Source organism: Oxobacter pfennigii (assembly GCF_001317355.1).
GTDB lineage: Bacteria > Bacillota > Clostridia > Clostridiales > Oxobacteraceae > Oxobacter > Oxobacter pfennigii.
Genome location: NZ_LKET01000068.1, coordinates 365,647 through 385,621, shown reverse-complemented (window position 1 = coordinate 385,621; position 19,975 = coordinate 365,647). Strand labels below are relative to the sequence as shown.

Annotated in this window: 18 protein-coding genes; 12 read left to right on the top strand and 6 right to left on the bottom strand. The window is 38.4% G+C overall.

The annotated features are described in order from the left end of the window. Positions 1–179: 179 nt before the first annotated feature. Positions 180–2,147, bottom strand: coding sequence for a sensor histidine kinase (locus OXPF_RS21250; protein WP_054877212.1), 1,968 nt, complete (start codon positions 2,145–2,147; stop codon positions 180–182). Next, the gene (locus OXPF_RS21245) at positions 2,122–2,817 is read right to left on the bottom strand and encodes a response regulator transcription factor (protein ID WP_054877211.1); all 696 of its coding nucleotides are present in this window, start codon (positions 2,815–2,817) and stop codon (positions 2,122–2,124) included. The genes OXPF_RS21250 and OXPF_RS21245 overlap by 26 nt, the downstream gene beginning before the upstream one ends. 460 nt (positions 2,818–3,277) lie before the next feature. Here OXPF_RS21245 and OXPF_RS21240 point away from each other — a divergent pair, with 460 nt between their 5' ends. The 3 genes from OXPF_RS21240 (at position 3,278) to OXPF_RS21235 (ending at position 5,813) form a co-directional block, all read left to right on the top strand. Continuing rightward, positions 3,278–4,447 (top strand): uroporphyrinogen decarboxylase family protein, encoded by a 1,170-nt coding sequence (locus tag OXPF_RS21240; RefSeq protein WP_054877210.1) that lies wholly within the window; start codon positions 3,278–3,280, stop codon positions 4,445–4,447. Between the two features lie 14 nt (positions 4,448–4,461). After that, positions 4,462–4,584 carry a hypothetical protein gene (locus OXPF_RS23475; protein ID WP_278308416.1) on the top strand — a complete coding sequence of 41 codons (123 nt, stop codon included), beginning with the start codon at positions 4,462–4,464 and terminating at the stop codon, positions 4,582–4,584. A 95-nt stretch (positions 4,585–4,679) separates the two neighbouring features. Further along, on the top strand, positions 4,680–5,813 hold the full coding sequence (locus tag OXPF_RS21235; RefSeq protein WP_054877209.1) for a uroporphyrinogen decarboxylase family protein: 1,134 nt from the start codon (positions 4,680–4,682) through the stop codon (positions 5,811–5,813). A gap of 147 nt (positions 5,814–5,960) precedes the next feature. Here OXPF_RS21235 and OXPF_RS21230 read toward each other — a convergent pair whose 3' ends face one another. The 4 genes from OXPF_RS21230 to OXPF_RS21215 are packed head-to-tail and all read right to left on the bottom strand — an operon-like array spanning position 5,961 to position 9,422. Further along, a complete protein-coding gene (locus OXPF_RS21230; protein ID WP_054877208.1) occupies positions 5,961–6,815 on the bottom strand; it encodes an ABC transporter permease in 855 nt (284 codons plus the stop codon). Further along, positions 6,815–7,717 carry an ABC transporter ATP-binding protein gene (locus tag OXPF_RS21225; protein WP_054877207.1) on the bottom strand — a complete coding sequence of 301 codons (903 nt, stop codon included), beginning with the start codon at positions 7,715–7,717 and terminating at the stop codon, positions 6,815–6,817. Before OXPF_RS21225 ends, OXPF_RS21230 begins: the two co-directional genes overlap by 1 nt. Positions 7,718–7,721: 4 nt before the next feature. After that, on the bottom strand, positions 7,722–8,897 hold the full coding sequence (locus OXPF_RS21220) for a DUF4367 domain-containing protein (protein WP_054877206.1): 1,176 nt from the start codon (positions 8,895–8,897) through the stop codon (positions 7,722–7,724). Next, positions 8,898–9,422, bottom strand: a complete 525-nt coding sequence (locus tag OXPF_RS21215; protein ID WP_054877205.1) for a sigma-70 family RNA polymerase sigma factor — start codon at positions 9,420–9,422, stop codon at positions 8,898–8,900. An 893-nt stretch (positions 9,423–10,315) separates the two neighbouring features. On the opposite strand from OXPF_RS21215, the gene OXPF_RS21205 reads away from it, so the two are divergent. From OXPF_RS21205 to OXPF_RS21170, 9 genes are all read left to right on the top strand, one after another. After that, positions 10,316–11,887 (top strand): PucR family transcriptional regulator, encoded by a 1,572-nt coding sequence (locus OXPF_RS21205; RefSeq protein ID WP_054877203.1) that lies wholly within the window; start codon positions 10,316–10,318, stop codon positions 11,885–11,887. A 696-nt stretch (positions 11,888–12,583) separates the two neighbouring features. Next, positions 12,584–14,020, top strand: a complete 1,437-nt coding sequence (locus OXPF_RS21200; protein ID WP_054877202.1) for an SLC13 family permease — start codon at positions 12,584–12,586, stop codon at positions 14,018–14,020. Between the two features lie 219 nt (positions 14,021–14,239). Continuing rightward, entirely contained in the window at positions 14,240–15,031 is a 792-nt protein-coding gene (locus OXPF_RS21195; protein ID WP_054877201.1) for an ABC transporter ATP-binding protein, read from the top strand. A gap of 15 nt (positions 15,032–15,046) precedes the next feature. Then, positions 15,047–16,126, top strand: coding sequence for an ABC transporter substrate-binding protein (locus tag OXPF_RS21190; protein ID WP_054877200.1), 1,080 nt, complete (start codon positions 15,047–15,049; stop codon positions 16,124–16,126). 111 nt (positions 16,127–16,237) lie between these two features. Beyond that, positions 16,238–16,996 (top strand): ABC transporter permease, encoded by a 759-nt coding sequence (locus OXPF_RS21185; RefSeq protein ID WP_054877199.1) that lies wholly within the window; start codon positions 16,238–16,240, stop codon positions 16,994–16,996. Between the two features lie 60 nt (positions 16,997–17,056). Next, positions 17,057–18,151 (top strand): uroporphyrinogen decarboxylase family protein, encoded by a 1,095-nt coding sequence (locus tag OXPF_RS21180; protein ID WP_054877198.1) that lies wholly within the window; start codon positions 17,057–17,059, stop codon positions 18,149–18,151. A 28-nt stretch (positions 18,152–18,179) separates the two neighbouring features. Further along, positions 18,180–18,830, top strand: a complete 651-nt coding sequence (locus OXPF_RS21175; protein WP_054877197.1) for a corrinoid protein — start codon at positions 18,180–18,182, stop codon at positions 18,828–18,830. 217 nt (positions 18,831–19,047) lie between these two features. Further along, positions 19,048–19,224 (top strand): hypothetical protein, encoded by a 177-nt coding sequence (locus OXPF_RS22730; protein ID WP_160317290.1) that lies wholly within the window; start codon positions 19,048–19,050, stop codon positions 19,222–19,224. A gap of 194 nt (positions 19,225–19,418) precedes the next feature. After that, positions 19,419–19,793, top strand: a complete 375-nt coding sequence (locus OXPF_RS21170; protein ID WP_054877196.1) for a hypothetical protein — start codon at positions 19,419–19,421, stop codon at positions 19,791–19,793. Positions 19,794–19,975: the final 182 nt, after the last annotated feature.

The window sequence follows — 19,975 nt, the reverse complement described above, 5'->3', positions numbered from 1 at the left end:
TCTATAAATTTGATTTCAATGTGGGAGTGCCGCATTTAAGGGAGTTTTTGCTATGGCAAACGGAGGCTGCCTGCCAGCGCAGCCTCCGTTTGGGGGAATTTCCACCTGTTGAAATATGAGTATATCGGATTATTTATTAAGTTTGTGAACTGTCCCTTAGCGGTGGAGCACTTAGGCTCCTACATATATAAGGGCATAGAGAGTGTGGCCTTGAAGAGGTCGCCGTCAATGTCGATGCTGAATTTTCCGCCCTGGAGGGTTATGAGGCTTTGGGCTATGGATAAGCCTAAGCCGGAGCCTTCGGTTGTCCTTGATTCATCACCCCGTACGAAACGCTCTGTCAATTGATCGGGGGAGATGTTCAATGGATGGGCGGACATATTTTTTATTGTTAAAGTTCCGTATTTGCCGTTTTTATCGATATTTATATACACCCTTGAATTTGCCATGGAGTATTTTGCGACGTTTGATAAAAGGTTGCCTACGATCCTCCACATATGGCTGCCGTCGGCCGCCACATATATTTTTTCTTCCGGTTCGCTGATACGGATATCAAGGCCGGCTGCATTTAGTTTTTCCTCATATTCACCGACAGACTGGGTTATTAGTTCATTAAGAACGATTTTTTCTTCCTTTACCGAAAGGTTGCCGGAAGATGCCTTGCTGGCTTCCATTAGGTCTTCAATCAGGGTTTTAAGCTTTGATGATTTTTCATCCAAAACAGCTACATATCCTGCAGCGGTCTCGTTATCAAGCTCTTCCTTTTTCAATAAATCCACATAATTTATTATGGAAGTAAGAGGAGTCTTCAAATCGTGGGACACATTGGTTATAAGATCCGTCTTCATGCGCTCGTCCTTTATGGCTTTCTGAACTGCCTTTTTAAGCCCTCCTTGAATGCTTTGTATGTCTTGCGAAAAACTTTTAAAAACTGCAGATATCTTTGTGCTGTCCAAAGGATAATCCAGGTTTCCCGATGATATTTCTCTTGAGGCTTCCATTATAGTTGTAAGTGATAATAAAGACTTCGATGCAAAATAGAGGACGGCGATGTTAAGGGGCAGCTGCAAGAATATAAATACTCCAATAGAGCCGCCGGTTACAGTTATTCCGAACAAAATTGAGTTTATTCCGGCATAAACCAGAAGCAATATTAATAACCAGGGCTTGAAGAGCCTTCCGCTGAAGCACAATAAGAATAATTTAAATATGCCGAGCAGAATTTTATAAATCAGCGTATGCTTAAATAGTCTTTTACCTTTGATCTGCCTTATGATGGAAAGCAGGTAGACTAAAGCTATAACCATATCAACGGCAAAGATTATCATGACGGTGATCAAGGACTCCCCAAGACCGATGTAACCCATTGAGCGGGCAAGGTCTAAAGATAAGAAAAAGATTATGATTATCAGTACAGTTGATACATCAGTATATAATCTGTCTATAGCAGTAAAATTTATACCGCCTCCCTTTTCATGCCTTCCTGTTACACAGGCAAGGTATATAAATGTGATAATTGCTATAAGAATTGAGGCTGCCATAGCCCCCAGGCAATAAGGATAGTACTGTTTAACTAAAGTATAAGTTTTATATTCATCATAGAAGGAATCACCTTCTATAAATTGAGTTCTTACTGCCGCAGTAACCTCATAGGGAGTGTTTGCAAGCATTGCCGATATATCGTCCTGAAGGTAGTTATAAAAAGAATCCTCCCATTTGTTTGCATAAACGAAGTATTTCTGTGAATTTATAAAGCTTTCAGCATTGCTTTCGGGTACGTTGGTTATGATTTCTCCTGTTTCTGTATTCTTTAATAAATATAGAAAGTTTACCGCTTGGGAAATGTTATTTTTTGCACGGCGCAAGCGGCTAAGATTATCAGATATTACCTCCCTATGGTTTCCCGAGTTTCTTATGCTTTCTTCATTTCTAAGTACAACGTTCATTTCCACTGCGTTATGAACAAGATTGGAAAAGCTGTCTTGAAATCTATATGTGTCATAATAATTATTGCTTCTTATATATTCGCCATAATTGCCGAATAAAAATAAACTGCCGACGGCGATAATGCTGCACAGCCATATTATAAAGGCGGCAGTAAATTTTGCGCCCCTTGAATAGTTAATACTTCTCGATTTTGTATCCAATACCCCACACCACCTTTAAATATTTTGGTTCTTTAGGATTGATTTCTATTTTTTCACGTATTCGCCTGATATGGACGGAAACCGTATTATCCGGCGAAAAGGAAGGTTCATTCCACACCTTTTCATATATCTGGTCCGTTGAATAAATACTGCCCATGTTTCTCATAAGAAAATGGATTATTCCGTATTCCGTTGCCGTAAGCTTTACGGCCTCGCCGTCCACTCTAAGTTCTTTTGCCTCGGTATCCAGTTCCAGGCCTCCGGTTTTTAAAATCTCCTCTTTTTTAACCATGCTGCCAAACTGGGTATAGCGGCGCATCTGGGATTTTACCCGGGCCATCAATTCCAAGGGATTAAAGGGCTTTGTAACATAATCGTCGGCTCCGAAATTTAAGCCCGTTATTTTATCTGTATCCTCGGATTTTGCAGAAAGCATTATTATTGGTATGTTCATTTCCTTACGGATTTTTATGGTAGCATTTAACCCGTCCAATTTAGGCATCATGATGTCCATTATTATAAGATGAACGTTGTGCTCTGATAATGCTTCAATTGCCTGGACACCGTTATAGGCTCTGAAAACCTCATAGCCTTCCTGCCTTAAATAGACTTCCAGGGCATCCACAATTGCCTTATCGTCGTCACATACCAGTACATTTAGCTTATCCATAAGATTTACCTCCTGCAATTCTTATCATATTTTCATCACCTGCCTTTAAAAAAAATTCTAGCAGGCATAATTTACAACAATGTCTATAAAAATCTTAAAACTTTCTTAAAATTAATGATCTTATTATATAGATAATACCATACCAAAAGTATCATCTATTTTTGAGCAATTTATTTAAAGTAGGTTTATAATGCATTTATTGTAAATTTTTTATATTTATAAAAAATAATTGACTGTTTAGTGTATTAGTGCCTATACTATAGTCATAAAAATACTATGGGACAAAATATAGGATTTTTATCCATTCTTATTTATTCAAATTCCAATACTCACTTCTTATACTAATTTTCATTGCTTTTTAAAAGTTAAACAATCCTGCAAGATATTTTTTCTCAAATTTTTTCCTGAACTTATGTCATTTATAAGGCTAAACAGTCTTTAAAATAAGGAGGAGAATCATTTGAATGTAAATGAATTGAGGGAAGCAAGGAAGAAAGACATCGCGGCTACCATTGAGTTCAAAGAACCAACCCGCGTTCCGGTGGGTATTGAGGTCATCACCTGGCCCATTGCCTATGCCGGATATAAAACGGAGGATGTAATTCAGGACCCGGATTTGATGGTGGAAGCCTACACCAAGGTTTTTGACAATCTTTATCTTGACTGCACAACCATGCTAAACGGGATAAATATGCCCATAGCAGCTATTAAGGCATTGGGTTCCGACGGATATGTGGTATCAAAAGACGGTGTGACCATACAGCATGTACAAAATACTGTTATGAGAGAGGACGAGTACCCCAAGCTTATAAACGATACCAGGAATTTTATGCTGAATGAGCTGCCGCTAAGAAAATTTAAAAAGCTGACAGGCAGCGATGAAGAAGCTTACGCAGCATTAAAGGAATCCATACGTTTATTTAATATACAGAGCAAAGGAAATGCAAAAATTGCCGAGACAATCGATAAAAAATACGGAGTCCCCAATATTACCGGTCCGGGAGGCCAATCTCCGCCTCTTGATGTTTTATTTGATGTGGTGAGAGGCTTTAAGGAAACCATAGCAGATTTAAGGCGCCGACCCAAAGAAGTTGAAGCTGCTTTGGAAGCTCTTTATGAGTTTGGAAAGCCAGCCAATACCGAGGAAGTGGTGGCTAAAAACCAGCCTTTTCCCTTTGCAATGACAGCATTACATACAACACCATTTATTAACAAAAAACAAATGGATGAATACTGGTGGCCATATATGAAAAAAATCGTCCAGAGAGTGGTGGATGCCGGAGGCAAGTTCTACATTAAAGGTGAAGGCAATACCAGTGTTATATATGATTATATGAAGGAGTTCCCTAAAGGAACTTTTGTGCTGCACTTAGGAGAAGAGGACGATGTATATGAGGCCTATGAAAAAATAGGTGACTTATCTGTTATATGCGCCGGCTTATCTCCCGTTCAGATGAAATATCTATCAAAAGAAAAATGCCTGGACGAGGCCAAGAGGATAGTTGATACCCTGGCTCCGGGAGGCGGGTTTATCTGGATGCCCAACAGGCCTCTTTTGTGCGCCGATGATGTTAATGTAGACAATCTCTTTACAGTCTATAGCTTCGTCCATGAATATGGAAAATATTAAAAGGAGGGTACCTTATGGAAGATAAAAAAATTACTGAGATGCTGGAGGAGCTTAAAAACGATGAATCCTGGGAAGAAGATTCCGCTGTAAGAGAAGCGGCTGTAAAAGCCTTTGAGAGAGTGTTAACCAATATGTAAATAAGCCGGGAAAATTCCTTTGAGTCTGCAAGGGTTTTTACAAAAAAGAGAAGGAGTGTCTCCTAACATAATATTGATAGAAGGAGGAAGGTTAAATGAAAACAGGTCAGGAGCTTTTTAAGGAAAGGCTTTTAAGAACTAAGCAAGCCGTTGCTTTGGAGAAACCCGACAGAGTCCCAATTTGCCTTGCCGGTCCCAGCTTTATTAAATATGGTGACCCTACTGCCGTATTGGCAGATTACTTAAGGAGGCCGGAATGGGCGGATGAAATGATATTCAAGGCCTATTCCATGCCGGTTTTAAACGAAATTGACAGCACCCCTATGGCAGGCTTTGACGCTTCGAGAATGGGAATGATTTGGTTCGCACAAATGAAGTTTCCCGGACGTGATTTGCCGGAAGATGCATTATGGCAGATTGTTGAAAAGCAGGTAATGTATGAAGAGGATTATGATACCATAGTTGAAAAGGGCTGGAATACTCTAAAGCCCGAGCTGTTTAAAAGGGCAGGCTATGATTTGGAGAATATGGCGCCTCCCAATGCGGAAAGAACAGCAAAGGTTCAGGCAAAATTCAAAGAAATGGGCTTTGTAGGGATGTTCGGAGGAGGGGGAGTATCCTTAATCCCGCCCTTTGAAGTGCTAAGCGCTGCCAGAACTCTTCCTAAATTTTTAATGGATTTAAGAAGAATACCCGACAAGGTAACAGCTGCCATTGATGTTATGGAAAAGGAAATGTTTGAGGACATGGAAAAGATGGTAGCCGCGTTGCCTGAAGTACCTCTGTTTACCAGCATGGGCGGAACCCGTGCTGGAAGTGATTTTATATCGCCTAAGTACTTTGAAAAATTCTATTGGCCCTTTATAAGAAACTATATATATAAGATTATTGATATAGGCTCAAATGCATGGCTTCATATGGATTCAAACTGGGAAGGATTTTTGCATTACTTCACTGAATTCCCCAAAGGCAGGGTGGTATTTGACCCTGACAGCGCTACGGACATATTTAAACTTAAGGAGACTTTGGGGGATATAATGTGCATCACGGGAGATGTGCCTCCGGCTATGTTAGCATTGGGTACCCCTGATGAAAATTACAACTATGCTAAAAAACTCATAGATGCCTTTGACGGAAGAGGGCTTATAATGATGTCCGGCTGCACCGTACCGCCTAATGCAACCTTGGAAAATGTAAAGGCCGTTATCTATGCAAGTATAGGGAAGTAAAATCCGGGGACGGTTCATTCCTATATGACTTTTATCAAGGTTGTCTATCCTTAATAAAGGCAACATAAGAATGAACTGTCTCTTAAGCTTAAACCTAAAAAAAGATGATACCATTGAGCAGAAGGCTCAATGGTATCATCTTTTTTACTATGATATATCTTTTTTTGAAAAGTATCTCATCGAAAAATATATAAAGCCTATTATATATATAAATATATAAACCATCATCCATGTGCTGGGCGAGCCCCCGGACATGGATCCCATCGGTGAAAAGATGCTGGCTAATCCCAAGGATGGGAATATGGTTGATACAAGCTTGCGGTATATTACATCAAAGGGGGATATGAGGCTCATCATAATGCCCCAGTTTATAAGGCTTTGATTTTTAATGGCAGAGCCAATCTGCTCCATGAAACCGCCTATTAACCCCATAATATATATACCTATTATAAGTATGCCGTTAGGCAGGGTTTTAAAATGGCTGCTTCCCCATATGGAAATGGACAGTATGGCAATGGGCTGAAGAATAAACAATAATAGGCCTTTAAACAGGTCAACCGTACTGATTGAAGTAATCACCGGAAGTTTCAATATGGAGCATATTAAAAGTACCAGAGCATATAACAAAATTGAATACATGGAAATTAAGATTGAAAGGCCTAAATATTTGCCCAGTATGTATTCCGACCTTTTTATGGGGCGGGTGATTATGGAATGGATTACTCCGCTTTCAATCTCAGAGGATATACATCCGACGGACATCATTATGGCTAAAAAAGCCGTCAGCATGCTGGAAAAATAAAACCCAAGGACGGATATGAGCTGGGTAACTACAACATATATGCTTAAATTATCCCCTCTGTTCCATTTGGCCATTTCACTTAACGAATAATGAATTATGACGCCTAAAAGTATGAGATATATAATTGTAAGTATTCCGATGAGCAAAAATATCCTTTTTCTTAAACTTTCTTTAAAGGTCGCAACAGCTATGGCAAACATTATACATCCCCCCCATTAATTGCGCTTAAGAAAGCATTTTCAAGGCTTTGCCTGCTGGGAGTCAATTCATATAACTTGCCTCCGTTATTTATAATTACAGCTGCTATGTCAGGGATATCATCATTGTTTTCTATGGAAATTTCAATGGTATCATTTCTATGAATAAGATTACTGCCGAATACAGACAGCTTTTCTAAGATTACGTCGTTTATTTTTGCATTGATTTTAAGAGTAATTTTACTCTTTAATATATCCTGGATTTTTCCGAAGCTGACCACATTGCCTTTGTTGATTATGGCGGCGCTGTCGCATACCATCTCCACTTCGCTTAAAAGGTGGCTGTTTAAAAATACCGTCTTTCCCATATCTTTTAATTTAATTATTATATCACGGACTTCTTTTCTCCCTATGGGGTCCAATGCTGAAGTGGGCTCATCCAGAAACAAAAGGTCGGGGTCGCACAAAAGAGCGCAGGCAATCCCCGCACGCTGCTGCATTCCCTTGCTGTAGGTGCCTATCCTGTATTTTTCATGTCCTTTTAAGTTGACAATATCAAGGACTTCATCTAATTTTGCCGGGATAGTTTTTTTGGCTAATTTATACAAAGACGCATGAAAAGACAGGAGGTCTACCCCTGTCATCCATTCCTGATACTTGAAATTCTCCGGAAGATATCCTATCTTTTTTCTTGCCTCTACGTTTCCGATGGGCTTATTAAGTACAAATGCCTTGCCGGATGTAGGAAATAAAAGTCCGGTGAGAATTTTTATAAAGGTGCTTTTACCTGCTCCGTTAGGACCTAAGAGGCCGAAGGCTTCGCCTTCGGCAACTTCTATGCTTATCTTATTACAGCCTATCTTGTCTCCGTAATATTTGGTCAATTCCTGTGTTTGAATAACCATTACATCACCTCATGGATTTTGCTATATCCACTATTTCATCTCCTGAAATATTTCCAGATATATTATAGATTATACCATCCTTATACCACATTATAGACGAATAGTCACTGTTTTTATCCGGTATTTTTTGAGTACCGCCGGAGGAATGTTCTATGGTAACCGAAGCATCCTCAAAGTCTTTTGTGAAAAGGAAGGCTTTTGTGCCGTTTAAATCAATTTCTTCAGTTTCTTCTTCAATAACGGGTATCGGCAATGTGGTTTTCCAATCCTTAATGGACAGTAACTGATTCCTTAAATTCTGAGGAATAAGAGGAAGCTCTACCAGGGATTCATATATGCTGTCCACATCCACATTGTCGGGGACATGTATAACAGGTGCCATGGTTTGTGCTATGTTGATGTATTTCTTATCGGTGCTGTAATTTAAATTAACGCCGGAGGAAAAATCCACTGTGAAGGTTTTGCCGTCTATGTCCGAAGGTAAAAGCTTCTCTGCTCCTAAAGTCTTTAATATTTCATTTATGTTAGGAACGTTTAACGTAAGCTCCATTGAAGCAGGAAGAGCAACACCAATTTCAGCTTTAATATCTTCCAATGCTGAAGGGAAGGCCGGATCAAATCCTGCTTTTGTTTTTAATTCTTCCTGCGTTACATTTACATATTCCCCGCCGTCTATTTTTATCTTGCCTATCTTATCCATATCAATTTCAGGATTACTGCTTGAAAGTTTGTCTCTTATTTCTTTTATATCATTTAATGTAATGCTTACAGCCTCCATTTTTTGAACTCTGAATATGGAGAGGGTGCTGGCGATTGCCGTCCTCACAGGCTGAACGGTTATACAGGTTATTACTGCTGCTGATATAATTGCAGCTGTTATTGCTTTTTTATGTTTAATCATGAAATTATTAACTCCTTTCTTGCTTTCAAATTGTTTAATGCCGTTGATTTCCGATGGTGCATTCGTGTGTAATATATGAGTGGGCACAAAGTTATCTTCACTGAATGCCCGTAAATTTTTTAGCTTTGAAAATGTAAAATCGTCATTTTCTTTTAGCTTCTTAACTGTTTTACTGCATTTATCACAGCCTGAAATGTGATTTTCAACTTCTTTTTTTAGATTGATATCCAATTCACAGTCTATATATTCCTGGAGTTTACCTGTATCAGGGCACTTCATTTAATCATGCACCTCCCTTAAATAAATTTTTTTAAATTTCTCCTGGGCTCTTGATAAAATCTTTCCTACGGAGTTTTTTTCAATTCCGGTAATTTCAGATATTTCATTGTATTTATAACCTGAGAATTTAAGAAGCAGGCACATTCTATCCCTTGAGCTTAAGCGCTCCAAGATTTTTCTGGTGGTGCGAATCTCATAATCTCTTACAACTATATCTTCTAAGGATATGACGTTGTGCTCCTTATTATCAATTTCAGGCAGCTTTTTTATACGGGCTCTTTCATTACGTATATAGTTATATGCCAGGTTGGATGCCACTCTAGAGAGCCATGCTCCTACGTTTTCTATGGTTTCGCAGTGGTTATATAACCTTATGAAGGTTTCCTGGGCAATATCCTCGGCAGCAGCTGTGCTTCCCGTAAGGTATGAAGCGTGCCGCAATATTATGTTGTAATAATCTTTGTACCAGGCTTTGAAATTTTCAGAAGCGTTTGTGTTTTCGTTGGGATGGCTGTGATATAAAATATGTATCCCTCCTTTGCATTTAAATGCGTTGCCGTCCTTACCTGTGTTTATTAAACCTAATTAAGTCATGTGCTTCTTTATATATAGACACATAACTGATATATTTTGTGACATGTTTTATAAAAAAATTATATCAGATGGCATCAGAAAAGAAAAAATGTCCCAAAATTAAAAAAATCCCAGTAGCCTCAGGCTATTGAGCTTTTTTTATGTTATGCTGCTTTGAAAGTGTGGGGACAGTTCATTCCTATTTATCTTTTATTGAGTATCATCCCTTTATATTTCATCAAACTTCATAGGAACTTATATAAATATTCAGTTAGTTAAGGCTAAGGCTTTTCTATCTCTTTTTTAATTGCTTAAATGTATAGAAAAGAAAAACTCCTGATAACAGCGAAGAAAATAAGTCGGAAACAGCTCCGGTAAGCCAGACCCCTTTCAAGCTGTAGAGCCTGGGCAAAATGAATAGCATAGGAATCTGAAATAATAGCTGTTTCGATAAACTTAAAAAAACAGATATTTTTACATTTCCGATTGCTTCGAAATATTCAATTCTATGAAGCGGAGTTATAGGAAGCATAAACAGAAAAATACCCATCCCTGCGGAACCTACATTAAACACTGTAGCTGTATACCTGCTCGCTTAATCAGAAGCCGTCATCATAAATATCTATTTAAAATATATAATAAATTTTATATATTTTATAATTTAACAGTAATATAAGGATAATTATTGAATCAGGCAAAAAGCTGGATTTGATGTATGTATATAGTAAATCACTATACTTTGTAACTGTCTGTCTTGTAAATAGAAACAAACTTATTAACTTGTGAAGTGTTAACCTAAATGGTATCATTAATATTAGGAAAAAAATTACATAGGGGGCGTCATTATGGATCTCGGTATTAGCGATATCTTAGGCAGATTAGATGATTACAACCCTGAAATATTCAGATGCAGCAGTCATAGCATTTCAAACATAAGAGGCATCAGCTTTTTATCTTCCAATCCAACCTCATTTGAACAGGATATCCTATATATATGCTTATCCTCGGAATATTTAAAACAGCAGTCAGCAGATACATGTGTAAATTTAATTTGTACAAGCAATGTGAATTTAAACGCCATTAAAGAGAAGTTTGAGAACTTTAATTTGGTTGTGTTTGATGAGTCGGCAGATTTATTTGAAATACACAACAAAATTCAAAATATAATTTTGGAACATAGAAGAACAAACGAGGCTCTGGGGAAAATACTGAGCAGCCTGGTAATGGGCAAAGGCTTGCAGTATATGCTGGAATCAAGTTATGAACTGCTTAAAAATCCCATGGTCATTACAGATGCGAATTATAAGCTGCTGGCTTATACCAAGGGCTTGGAATTTAATGATCCTATGTATAACGAAATTATAAAATACGGCTACGTGCCCAATGATGCTCTGATATCAAAGGATTCTCCGCCGATAATTGTAGACCGGGAAAATTACAGAAAGGGAAAACCGTATATTGTAAAAATGAGCAATCTTCTGCACAGAAGGATGTACGGCAGGATTACAGCTAAGGAGCATCGCCTGGCTCATCTTATAATATATGAAGTAAATAAGCCCTTTGAAGATAATGATATTGAGCTTGCCAATATGTTATGTGATGCCTTCTCTCTGGAGATACAAAAAACCGCATTGCTTCAGCAAAAAAGGGTCTTTAATGAAGAAACCTTTTTTACAGAGCTTTTGGACGGCAAATTAGAAGAGATGGGAGTTATCCGCAATACGGCAGAAATACTGAATTTGAGGCCGGAAAAGAAGCTTTATATTTTTTCAATTGATTTGAATCAATGCGATATAAATAAATTCAGCTTGGCTTACGTGCAAAAATCTTTGGAGGAGATGATTCCTTGCTGCCTATCGGCTCATTATGAAGATTGGATTGTGATGCTTGTATCCTGTGAAACAGAGATTTTTAATGATAAGAACTTTTTAAGCAAGCTATATTATTTTTTGAAGAATACCAAGGTTTATGCAGGTTTGAGCATGTGCTTTTGCAAACTCTCTGAAACCAGAAAATATTTCCTTCAATCGGTTAAGGCCATGGAATTGAGCCTGCGCTTAAAGAAGAACACCTTTCTTTGCAGTTACAAGGATTATTATATCTATGACATCATTGAAATGGCTTCGGAAAAAGGTGACTTGGCCAAGTCCTGCCACCCGTTAGCTTTGGAAATATTGGAGCACGATTATGCTCATAATACATTTTATGCCGAAACTCTTTATGCTTATCTTATAAAATTTAAGGATAACTCAGCCACGGCAAGCTATCTTCATATTCACAGAAATACCCTGAACTACCGTTTAGGAAGGCTGGAAGAAACCTTCTATATAAACTGGGAGGATCACAACACCTTGCTTGACTTGCTCCTCTCCTTCAAAATACTTGAGTATCACGGGCTGCTGGCTCATCATAAATAATAGGTAAAATAAATTGAGGACAGTTCATTCCTGATTTGCTTTTGGATATGCTTTTTAAAACAATAGAAGAATGAACTGCCCCTTTATTTTGCAAAAAAATCGCAAAATAATACTATTTTTTAATACAAAAATGAACACAATGTTCAATATGTGCAAATTGAACAATGCGTCAAGCAGGTTTATGCATATTTAACAAAGACGTTCTATATAAATAATGATATCATATAAATTAACATATAATGGTGTATTAAATTTTCAAATTTAATCGATCTATTGTAATTTTTTGCGATAGAAAGAAAGTTTCCAAGTTAAAATCCAGTGTTAATACTTATTGTATCGGTAAGGCGTATTCTTAGATACAACTGGATTATTAAGTCAATATTTAAAGGGAGGTGAAAAGTTAGGGGATATCGTTCTTATAGGTTTATAAGGTTCAAAGTCTCCTGAATTTTTTTAGCATATGAATTGTACATGCGTGCATTGATTTGTCTTAATTATCATCCACATCCCATTTAAATTATAAGTATCAATTGATTCATCTGATAAACTGCTGATATTTAGTATTTACTCAAGATATATGTGTTGCATATCTTCGCTGTAAAATATTGCTGATTCATAGAAATCCTTTAATAATAGAAAAAATCGACAAGTATTAATCTTGAGAGCTTGAATTTTATTATGAGAGGGGTTTTAAAATTGAATTTTTTGAAAGATTACAAACACTATATTATTACGCTTGTTTTAGGTCTGGCAATAAAGCTTTTCGTACAGCCGGTGAATGGTCTTACTCCCGTCGGAGTGAACGTGCTTGCAATTTTCCTGCCCACCCTATATTTATGGGTTTTTGTAGGTACTGAATGGGTAAGTTTTTTAGCTATAGTAGGTATAATAATTACCGGTGTTTTAACACAAACCGAAGTATTTGCACAATCCTTCGGTCATTCCGTTGTTCCCATGATTATATCAACGATGGCCTTAAATGTATGTATGACAGAAACAGGGGTTATACAAAAGGTATCAACTAAATTTGTTACACTAAAAATAGTTCACAATCGGCCCTATATGTTCATCTTTATGTTTAATCTCGCATGCTTGCTTTTAGGCTTCATCGTCGGTGCCGGAGCCCTCACCATAATTTTCATGGCTTTGGCTAAAAATGTATGTGAGGATATAGGTTATAAGCAGGGAGACCCTTTTTATACATGTCTTATGGCAGGCGTTATGTGGCAGGTTGCTTTTACAGCTTCAGCCACCCCTATCGGCAAAGCTCTTCCTTTAATTCTAATGGGTGCAGCAAAGACATCCCATGGAATTGAGATTTCCTTTGCTCAATGGATGGCTGTGGGCATTCCCTTTGCCTTTGTTGCTTTCCTTGTTTCCATGCTGGTTGTCATATTCGTTTGGAGGCCGGACACATCAAAATATAAGAATTATGATATAGAAGCTGTAAAGCAAAGATCCAAGCCATTATCAACAGAAGGAAAAATTACAGCTGCTATATTTGTTGTTGTAGTTATTTTATGGATATTCCCTGATTTCTTCGGAGCATTAGCCCCGGGCTTTGCGGCGTTTTTAAAAAGTGCGGGTACGGTAGTGCCGCCGGTTTTGGCTATAGCTCTTTTGTGTGTTATACGCATCAATGGTAAGCCTATCGGAGATTTTACTAAAATGGCAAGGTCTGTTCCCATGGGATTAATAGTATTTGTAGCCTGTGTTTGTGTTCTTGGAAATGCAGTAAGCTCACCAAAAACAGGAATCAGTGAATTCCTGAAGAATTTGCTTGCTCCCGTTACGGCAGGATTGCCGCCAATTGCCATCGTTGCTTTTGCATTTTTAGGTTCAATTATTTTAACAAACTTTATTTCAAATACGGTCACCATGCTGCTTTTCTACAGCATAGCATTGTCACTTCTGCAGGGAACCACTGTCAGCATGCCGGGCTTGGTAATTATGATTGGGCTTATGTCCTCCGTTGCATTCTTAACTCCTGCCGCATCAGTAACAACTCCAATTACCTTCGGTACCGGAGATGTCACTGTTGCCAACACCTTGAAACCAAATCTGGTTTTAATTGCGGCAGTGTTCATCGCTACCATGGTTGCGGTATGGCCTTTTATACCTATGCTGCTCTAAAATACCTTCGTTGCCCGCCGGCTTTTAGCCGGCGGGTATTTTTATTTAAGGAATGTTTATGAACGTACTTCCATTTCATCAGTTAATTAAGCTATTAAAAATATCAATTATACATAGAATCAACATATGTATTATCTATTAGACAATTGTATTGCGGACGTGATAAATTTATACATGACAAAACAGGTTAAATCCAAATCATGCTAAGGAGAATAATTAATGCTTAATGTATCGGTAAAAAACTTAAGTTTTTCTTACGATAAAGAATTGATACTTGCCGATATTAGTATGGAGGTTAAGGCAGGGGCTTTTGTGTGCTTACTGGGCCAATCAGGATGCGGTAAAAGCACTTTTTTACGCTTGCTTGCAGGATTGGAAAAACCCAGAATGGGCGAAATACTTGTAGACAATGAACCTGTTTTAAAGGCAGGCTTGCAAAGGGGAATGGTTTTCCAGGACTATGGTCTTTTTCCATGGATGAGTGCCGGAGAAAACATTATGATAGCTCTTAAGCAGAAATTTAAAAATATGAGCACCCATGAGCGCAAATTGGAAGCCATAAGAAGAATAAAAGATGTGGAATTATTAGAATCCATTTTTGATAAGCGGCCTAAAGAGCTCTCTGGCGGCATGAAGCAGCGCTGTGCCATTGCCCGGGCCTTTAGCATCGACCCTCCTATACTTCTCATGGACGAGCCCTTTGGTTCACTGGATGCAGTGACAAGGGCAAAGCTTCAGGAGCTGGTAGTTAATCTATGGAAAAAAGAGACCAAAAACCGCAAGACCATTTTTTTTGTTACTCATGATGTGGATGAAGCTCTGCTCCTGGCAACGGATATATTTGTCCTGGGCCAGTCTCCCAGCAAAATCATTTATAATTATTCATTCAACGGTGACAAAAAACTTGACAGAAAAACCATTTATGACAATCCTCAGGCTGTACAGCTTAGAAATGAGCTCATAAAAATTATACATAATGAAATACAGATGAAGACAAACAATAAAATGTGAAGAGGGGTATGGCAATTGAGAAAAATTTTAAGGTTTATATTATTATCCATTACAATAATTTCATTACTAACAGCCTGTGCTGCCGGCAACGGCGGTGAAAATACAAATAACCCGAACCTTGAGGAAAATTCAAAAGATAAGCTTAAAGTCAAAATAGCTGCCCAGGCTACTTCGGGCCAGGTATTTCAGTTCCTTGCAGAGGATAAAAATTTCCTCGCTGAAGCAGGAATAGAAGTTGAATTAACATACATAAACAATGGGACAGACGCTTTTCAGGCATTGAGTTCAGGACAGGTAGATATTATTTCCACCTACGGCACCGGCGGGCCTTTGATACAGATCGCAAACGGACAGGACTTCACAATTTTCGGCGGTTACATGATTATAGGCGCCACTCCTGTTTTTGCAAAGCCCGAGACAGTTTATAACAGCCTGGAAGATTTCAGGGGCAAAAAGATTGCCATCATGAGAGGCGGTACTCCCGATATAGTATTAAAAGGGATTTTGCATGAGGCGGGTTTTGACCTTAATAAAGACGTTACCTTCGTAGAAATGAAAAAGAATCCCGATGTAATGGAAGCGGTGCGCAACGGCGAAGTTGATTTCGGAGCCGTATCCACAGGATTTGAGCTTCAAATCGCCGATGCGGGGATGGAAATAGTCATGTGGCCGGATGAACTGTGGCCGGACCACTCCTGCTGCCGTATGATTGCAAAGACTGATTGGCTTGATGAAAATCCGGAAGCGGTGAAAAGATTGCTCCGCGCATATTTAAGGGCTGAAGAGGTTATGCAGGGAGACATGGACAGGGTGGTTGAACTGACAGTTGAAAATCTGGATATGTCTGCTGAAACGGCAAAAAGTTTCCTGTTAAGCCCCCATATAAAATACGAAACGGATCCTTATAAAAACAGTGTCATAAAGATGTGGGAAAAGATGCAAGATTTTGATTATATAGTTAATCCTGAAATCAAAGTCGAAGATCATATTGACACATCACAATATAAAGCGGCTTTAGATTCCTTGATTAAGGATTATCCAAACAGCACTTTCTTTAAAAATAAGCTGGATATGTTCAACGATAATAATATGTAAATATACATTAAGCTGTGACAGACTTGGGATGCAGGTGCATACCAAGTCTGCCTTTTACATGAAAATCTGTAATCACAATATAATTTTTTCTATTTTTTAAGGAGCATAAGCATGAAAAGATTTATAGCAGACAGATTGGGAATGATTGTGATTTTTATCGGAATAATAGTTTCCTACGAGCTTGCAACGGATATTTTTGGAATATTGGATCCCTTTTTATTTCCAGGCTTAAGCAAAATTTTACCGGGATATATTTCCCACTTTGACAAGTTGTCCAAAGGGTTTGTAAGTTCTTTGGGGCTGCTTATACCAGCATATTTTATGGCGTCGGTCTCAGGTATAAGTATTGGAGTGCTTATCGGTTTAAAAAGGCTGCTAAGAAAAAATATCACACCTTATATCAATGCCTTCAGCGCCGTGCCGGCTACTCTTATGACGCCTTTTGCCATTCATATTTTTCCCTCCTTTCGGAGTGCGTCAATATTTATAATATTTTTAGGAGCATTTTGGCCTATATTAGGTACAACGGTAAATGCAACCATGACTATTGATAAAAGATACCTGGAAAACGCAGCAACCCTGGAAATAAAGGGAGTAGAAAAATTGTTCAGGATTATACTTCCAGCAGCTTCTCCCACCATATTATCCGGTTGTGCGGTAGCTCTTAAATTCTCCTTTGTATTGCTTACTGTAGCCGAAATGTTCGGAGCCACCTCCGGTATGGGTTATTTTGTTCAATATTACTCCGACTTTGCACGTTTTGATCTTGTAATGGTGGGATTTATATTTATGGGAGTTGTATTGGTGGGAATAATGGGTTTATTTGATATTGTAAAATCGAGGATTTTAAGATGGACTATAAACAATTAAAAAAATTAAGGTTAAAGAGAAATTTAGCTTATAAAATATGTATGAGAAGGAGGATTATCCATGTTGTATACCGATTCCATGACTCCGGCAGAGAGAGCAGCGGCTATAGCCAGCGGGGCTCAAGCCGACAGGCTGCCCTGTAACCCCAATATTGCAAATGGAGTAGCCAGAATTTATGGCTGTAAGATATCCGAGTTTAATCATAACCCTAAAGCTATTGCACAAGCACAAATGGCAGCCTATCACAAGTTTGGAGGCGACAGTCTTAGAATATTTACGGATTTGTTTACCTGGGCGGAAGCTATGGGCGCAACAGTTGACTATCCTGATGATAATACTGCTGATTTAAAAAAGCCTGCTGTCTCCTGTATAGAGGACATAGGTGCCCTGCGCCCTGCTGACCCTTACAAGGACAAAAGATTGCCGGTGCACTTAGATGCGATGAAATATCTTCGGGATATGGCAAAAGACGAAATAAAATGCTCAGCCGGTATTGTAGGACCTTTTACCAATGCCTTTTTTCTCTTTGGCGTAGATGAAAGCTTAAAGCTGATTCATAAAAATCCGGAAGCGCTGCATAAGCTTTGCAGAATTTCTCTTGAGACCTGCAAGGAATATGCCAAAGCAGTTATGGATATTGGCTTAAATCCCACAATTTCCGAACCCATGTCTTCAGGTACCGTTGTCGGTGAAAAAGCCTTCCGCGAATTCTCGCTGCCCTATTTAAAAGAGCTCATTGATTTTATCAGGGAATATAACGGTACTAAAGTAATGCTTCATATATGCGGACAGACCAAGAAGATATGGAAGGATGTTGCCGATTTAGGTATAGGAGGCATGAGCATTGATAACGTTGCCAGCTTAAAGGATTGCAAGATTGCCATTGGGGATAAAACCAGGATACTTGGCAATGTGGACCCTAGCGGGGTAATGTATTTAGGTACACCGCAGGATGTGCGCATCAAAACTCTGGAGTGCATTTTGGATGCTTATGATTCTCCGAAAGGATATGTTGTCATGTCAGGATGCAGCCTGCCTGTGGAAACGCCCTTTGAAAACATTCAGACGATGATGGACACAGTGAGGGAAGTGGGGTATCCAGTGGACTGCGATAAGATAAAATATATGCTTGAGGCTGCAGCAGGCAAGGCTTAAAGCTTTAACCGGGAGGGATCAAATATAAATGAGAAGTAAGGAAGAGCTTTTAAGATTATTGTCGGAATGCGTAGAAAAAATGGAGGATGAAGAGGTTGTTACGGTGGCCGAAGAATATATACAGGCCGGATATCCTGCCATTGAAGGAGTTTTAAACGGCCTGACGGACGGCATGAACAAGGCTGCAGCCATGTATGAAAATGAGGAATACTTTATTCCCGAGCTCTTAATTTGTTCGGATGCAATGTATAATGGACTGGATGTTTTAAAGCCCCATCTTGAAAAATCCGAAACTGAGCCTAAATGCAAGGTTGTCATAGGGGTTGTGGAAGGGGATACCCATGATATCGGGAAGAATTTAGTAAAAATCATGCTGGAAACGGCGGGATATGAAATAATAGATTTAGGGCGCGATGTACCTGTCAACAATTTTATAAGTGCGGTAAAGGATGAAGGGGCAAAAATACTTGCTTTATCTACGCTTATGTCCACAGCCATGAGCAATATGAAAAGGATAATAGAGCTATTGGCAGAAGAAGGACTTCGGGACGATGTAAAAGTTATTGTAGGAGGAGGGCCAATTTCAGATGAATTCGCCAAAAATATAGGCTCCGACGGTTATGCAAAAAACGCAGTGGAAGCGGTCAAATTGGTAAACCGTCTGATGGGAAATATATAATTAAGCTTGTAAAATAGAATCCAATATCCTCAAAAACCACAAAACAGGCCGATGATTTATTGCTCATAGAAAAGAATGATTTAAGCAATATTAAGATTTTGCAGTCTTATGAGCAAAATGCAAATGCCCAGGGTCAAATCCCAACAATTATAGATTTCACCTCATTGACGATTATGTTGTTTATGAAGATAGAGACTTATATTGGAAGGTTCAGGATGTGAGGACTAAAGAGATATACAAAAGCCAAGAAAACATAAGTAACCTTACCATAGCTGACCCTTATTACATGTCTTTTGGAAAGTATATATATATTTTGAAATATATCGAGGATGAGTCTGTACTTGCGTTCGATACAGAGGCTAAGGAATTCATTGTAATACATGATAATAAGTAAGAGGATATCAATAATCTTCTTGCAGCATGAACAGAAAGATCTAATGACTGGGTTTCTAAAGAGATATGCCACATCTGATTTTGGATATATAAGCATTCTGTTTATTATCCATTAAAACGTGGTATAATGTTGATAGTTTAAGTGGATGTCCTAAACTAAAAACCTTGTCAAAGGTGAAGTGAGGTAATGCTATCATGGACGATGAATTAAAGAATATGTTAATAAATATTATGGAAGGCCAGGAAGCATTGAGGCTGGATGTTTCGAATTTAAAGGAAGGCCAGGAAGCATTAAGACTGGATGTTTCGAATTTAAAGGAAGGCCAGGAAGCATTAAGACTGGATGTTTCGAAAATCGGAGTTAAAATTGACGGAGAGATTTCAGATAAGCTTAAATTATTGTCTGACGAGCAGAGTATGATTAGAAGAGAAGTTGCGGAAATCAACCAGGGAAGGCTTGCAGACAGACAAATAATACAAGACATCAAGCTTTCAGTAGATACTTTACATAACAGACAAAGACAACAGGAGAATAAAATAATAGAGATGGATAAAAAGCTTGCAAAATAACAAGTCATGGTTTAAAAGAGCATGAAGGCCAATGCTCTTTTTTATATTCTTCGAATCCTTACTTCTTACCTGTATATGTCCGCGGCTTTCTGTCTTCGGTTTTTAAATTTCACTAAAAGACAAAAAAATGTGAACTGTCCCTTTCCCTGGTTGCGCTTGCGAATTATATATGGTATACTTTA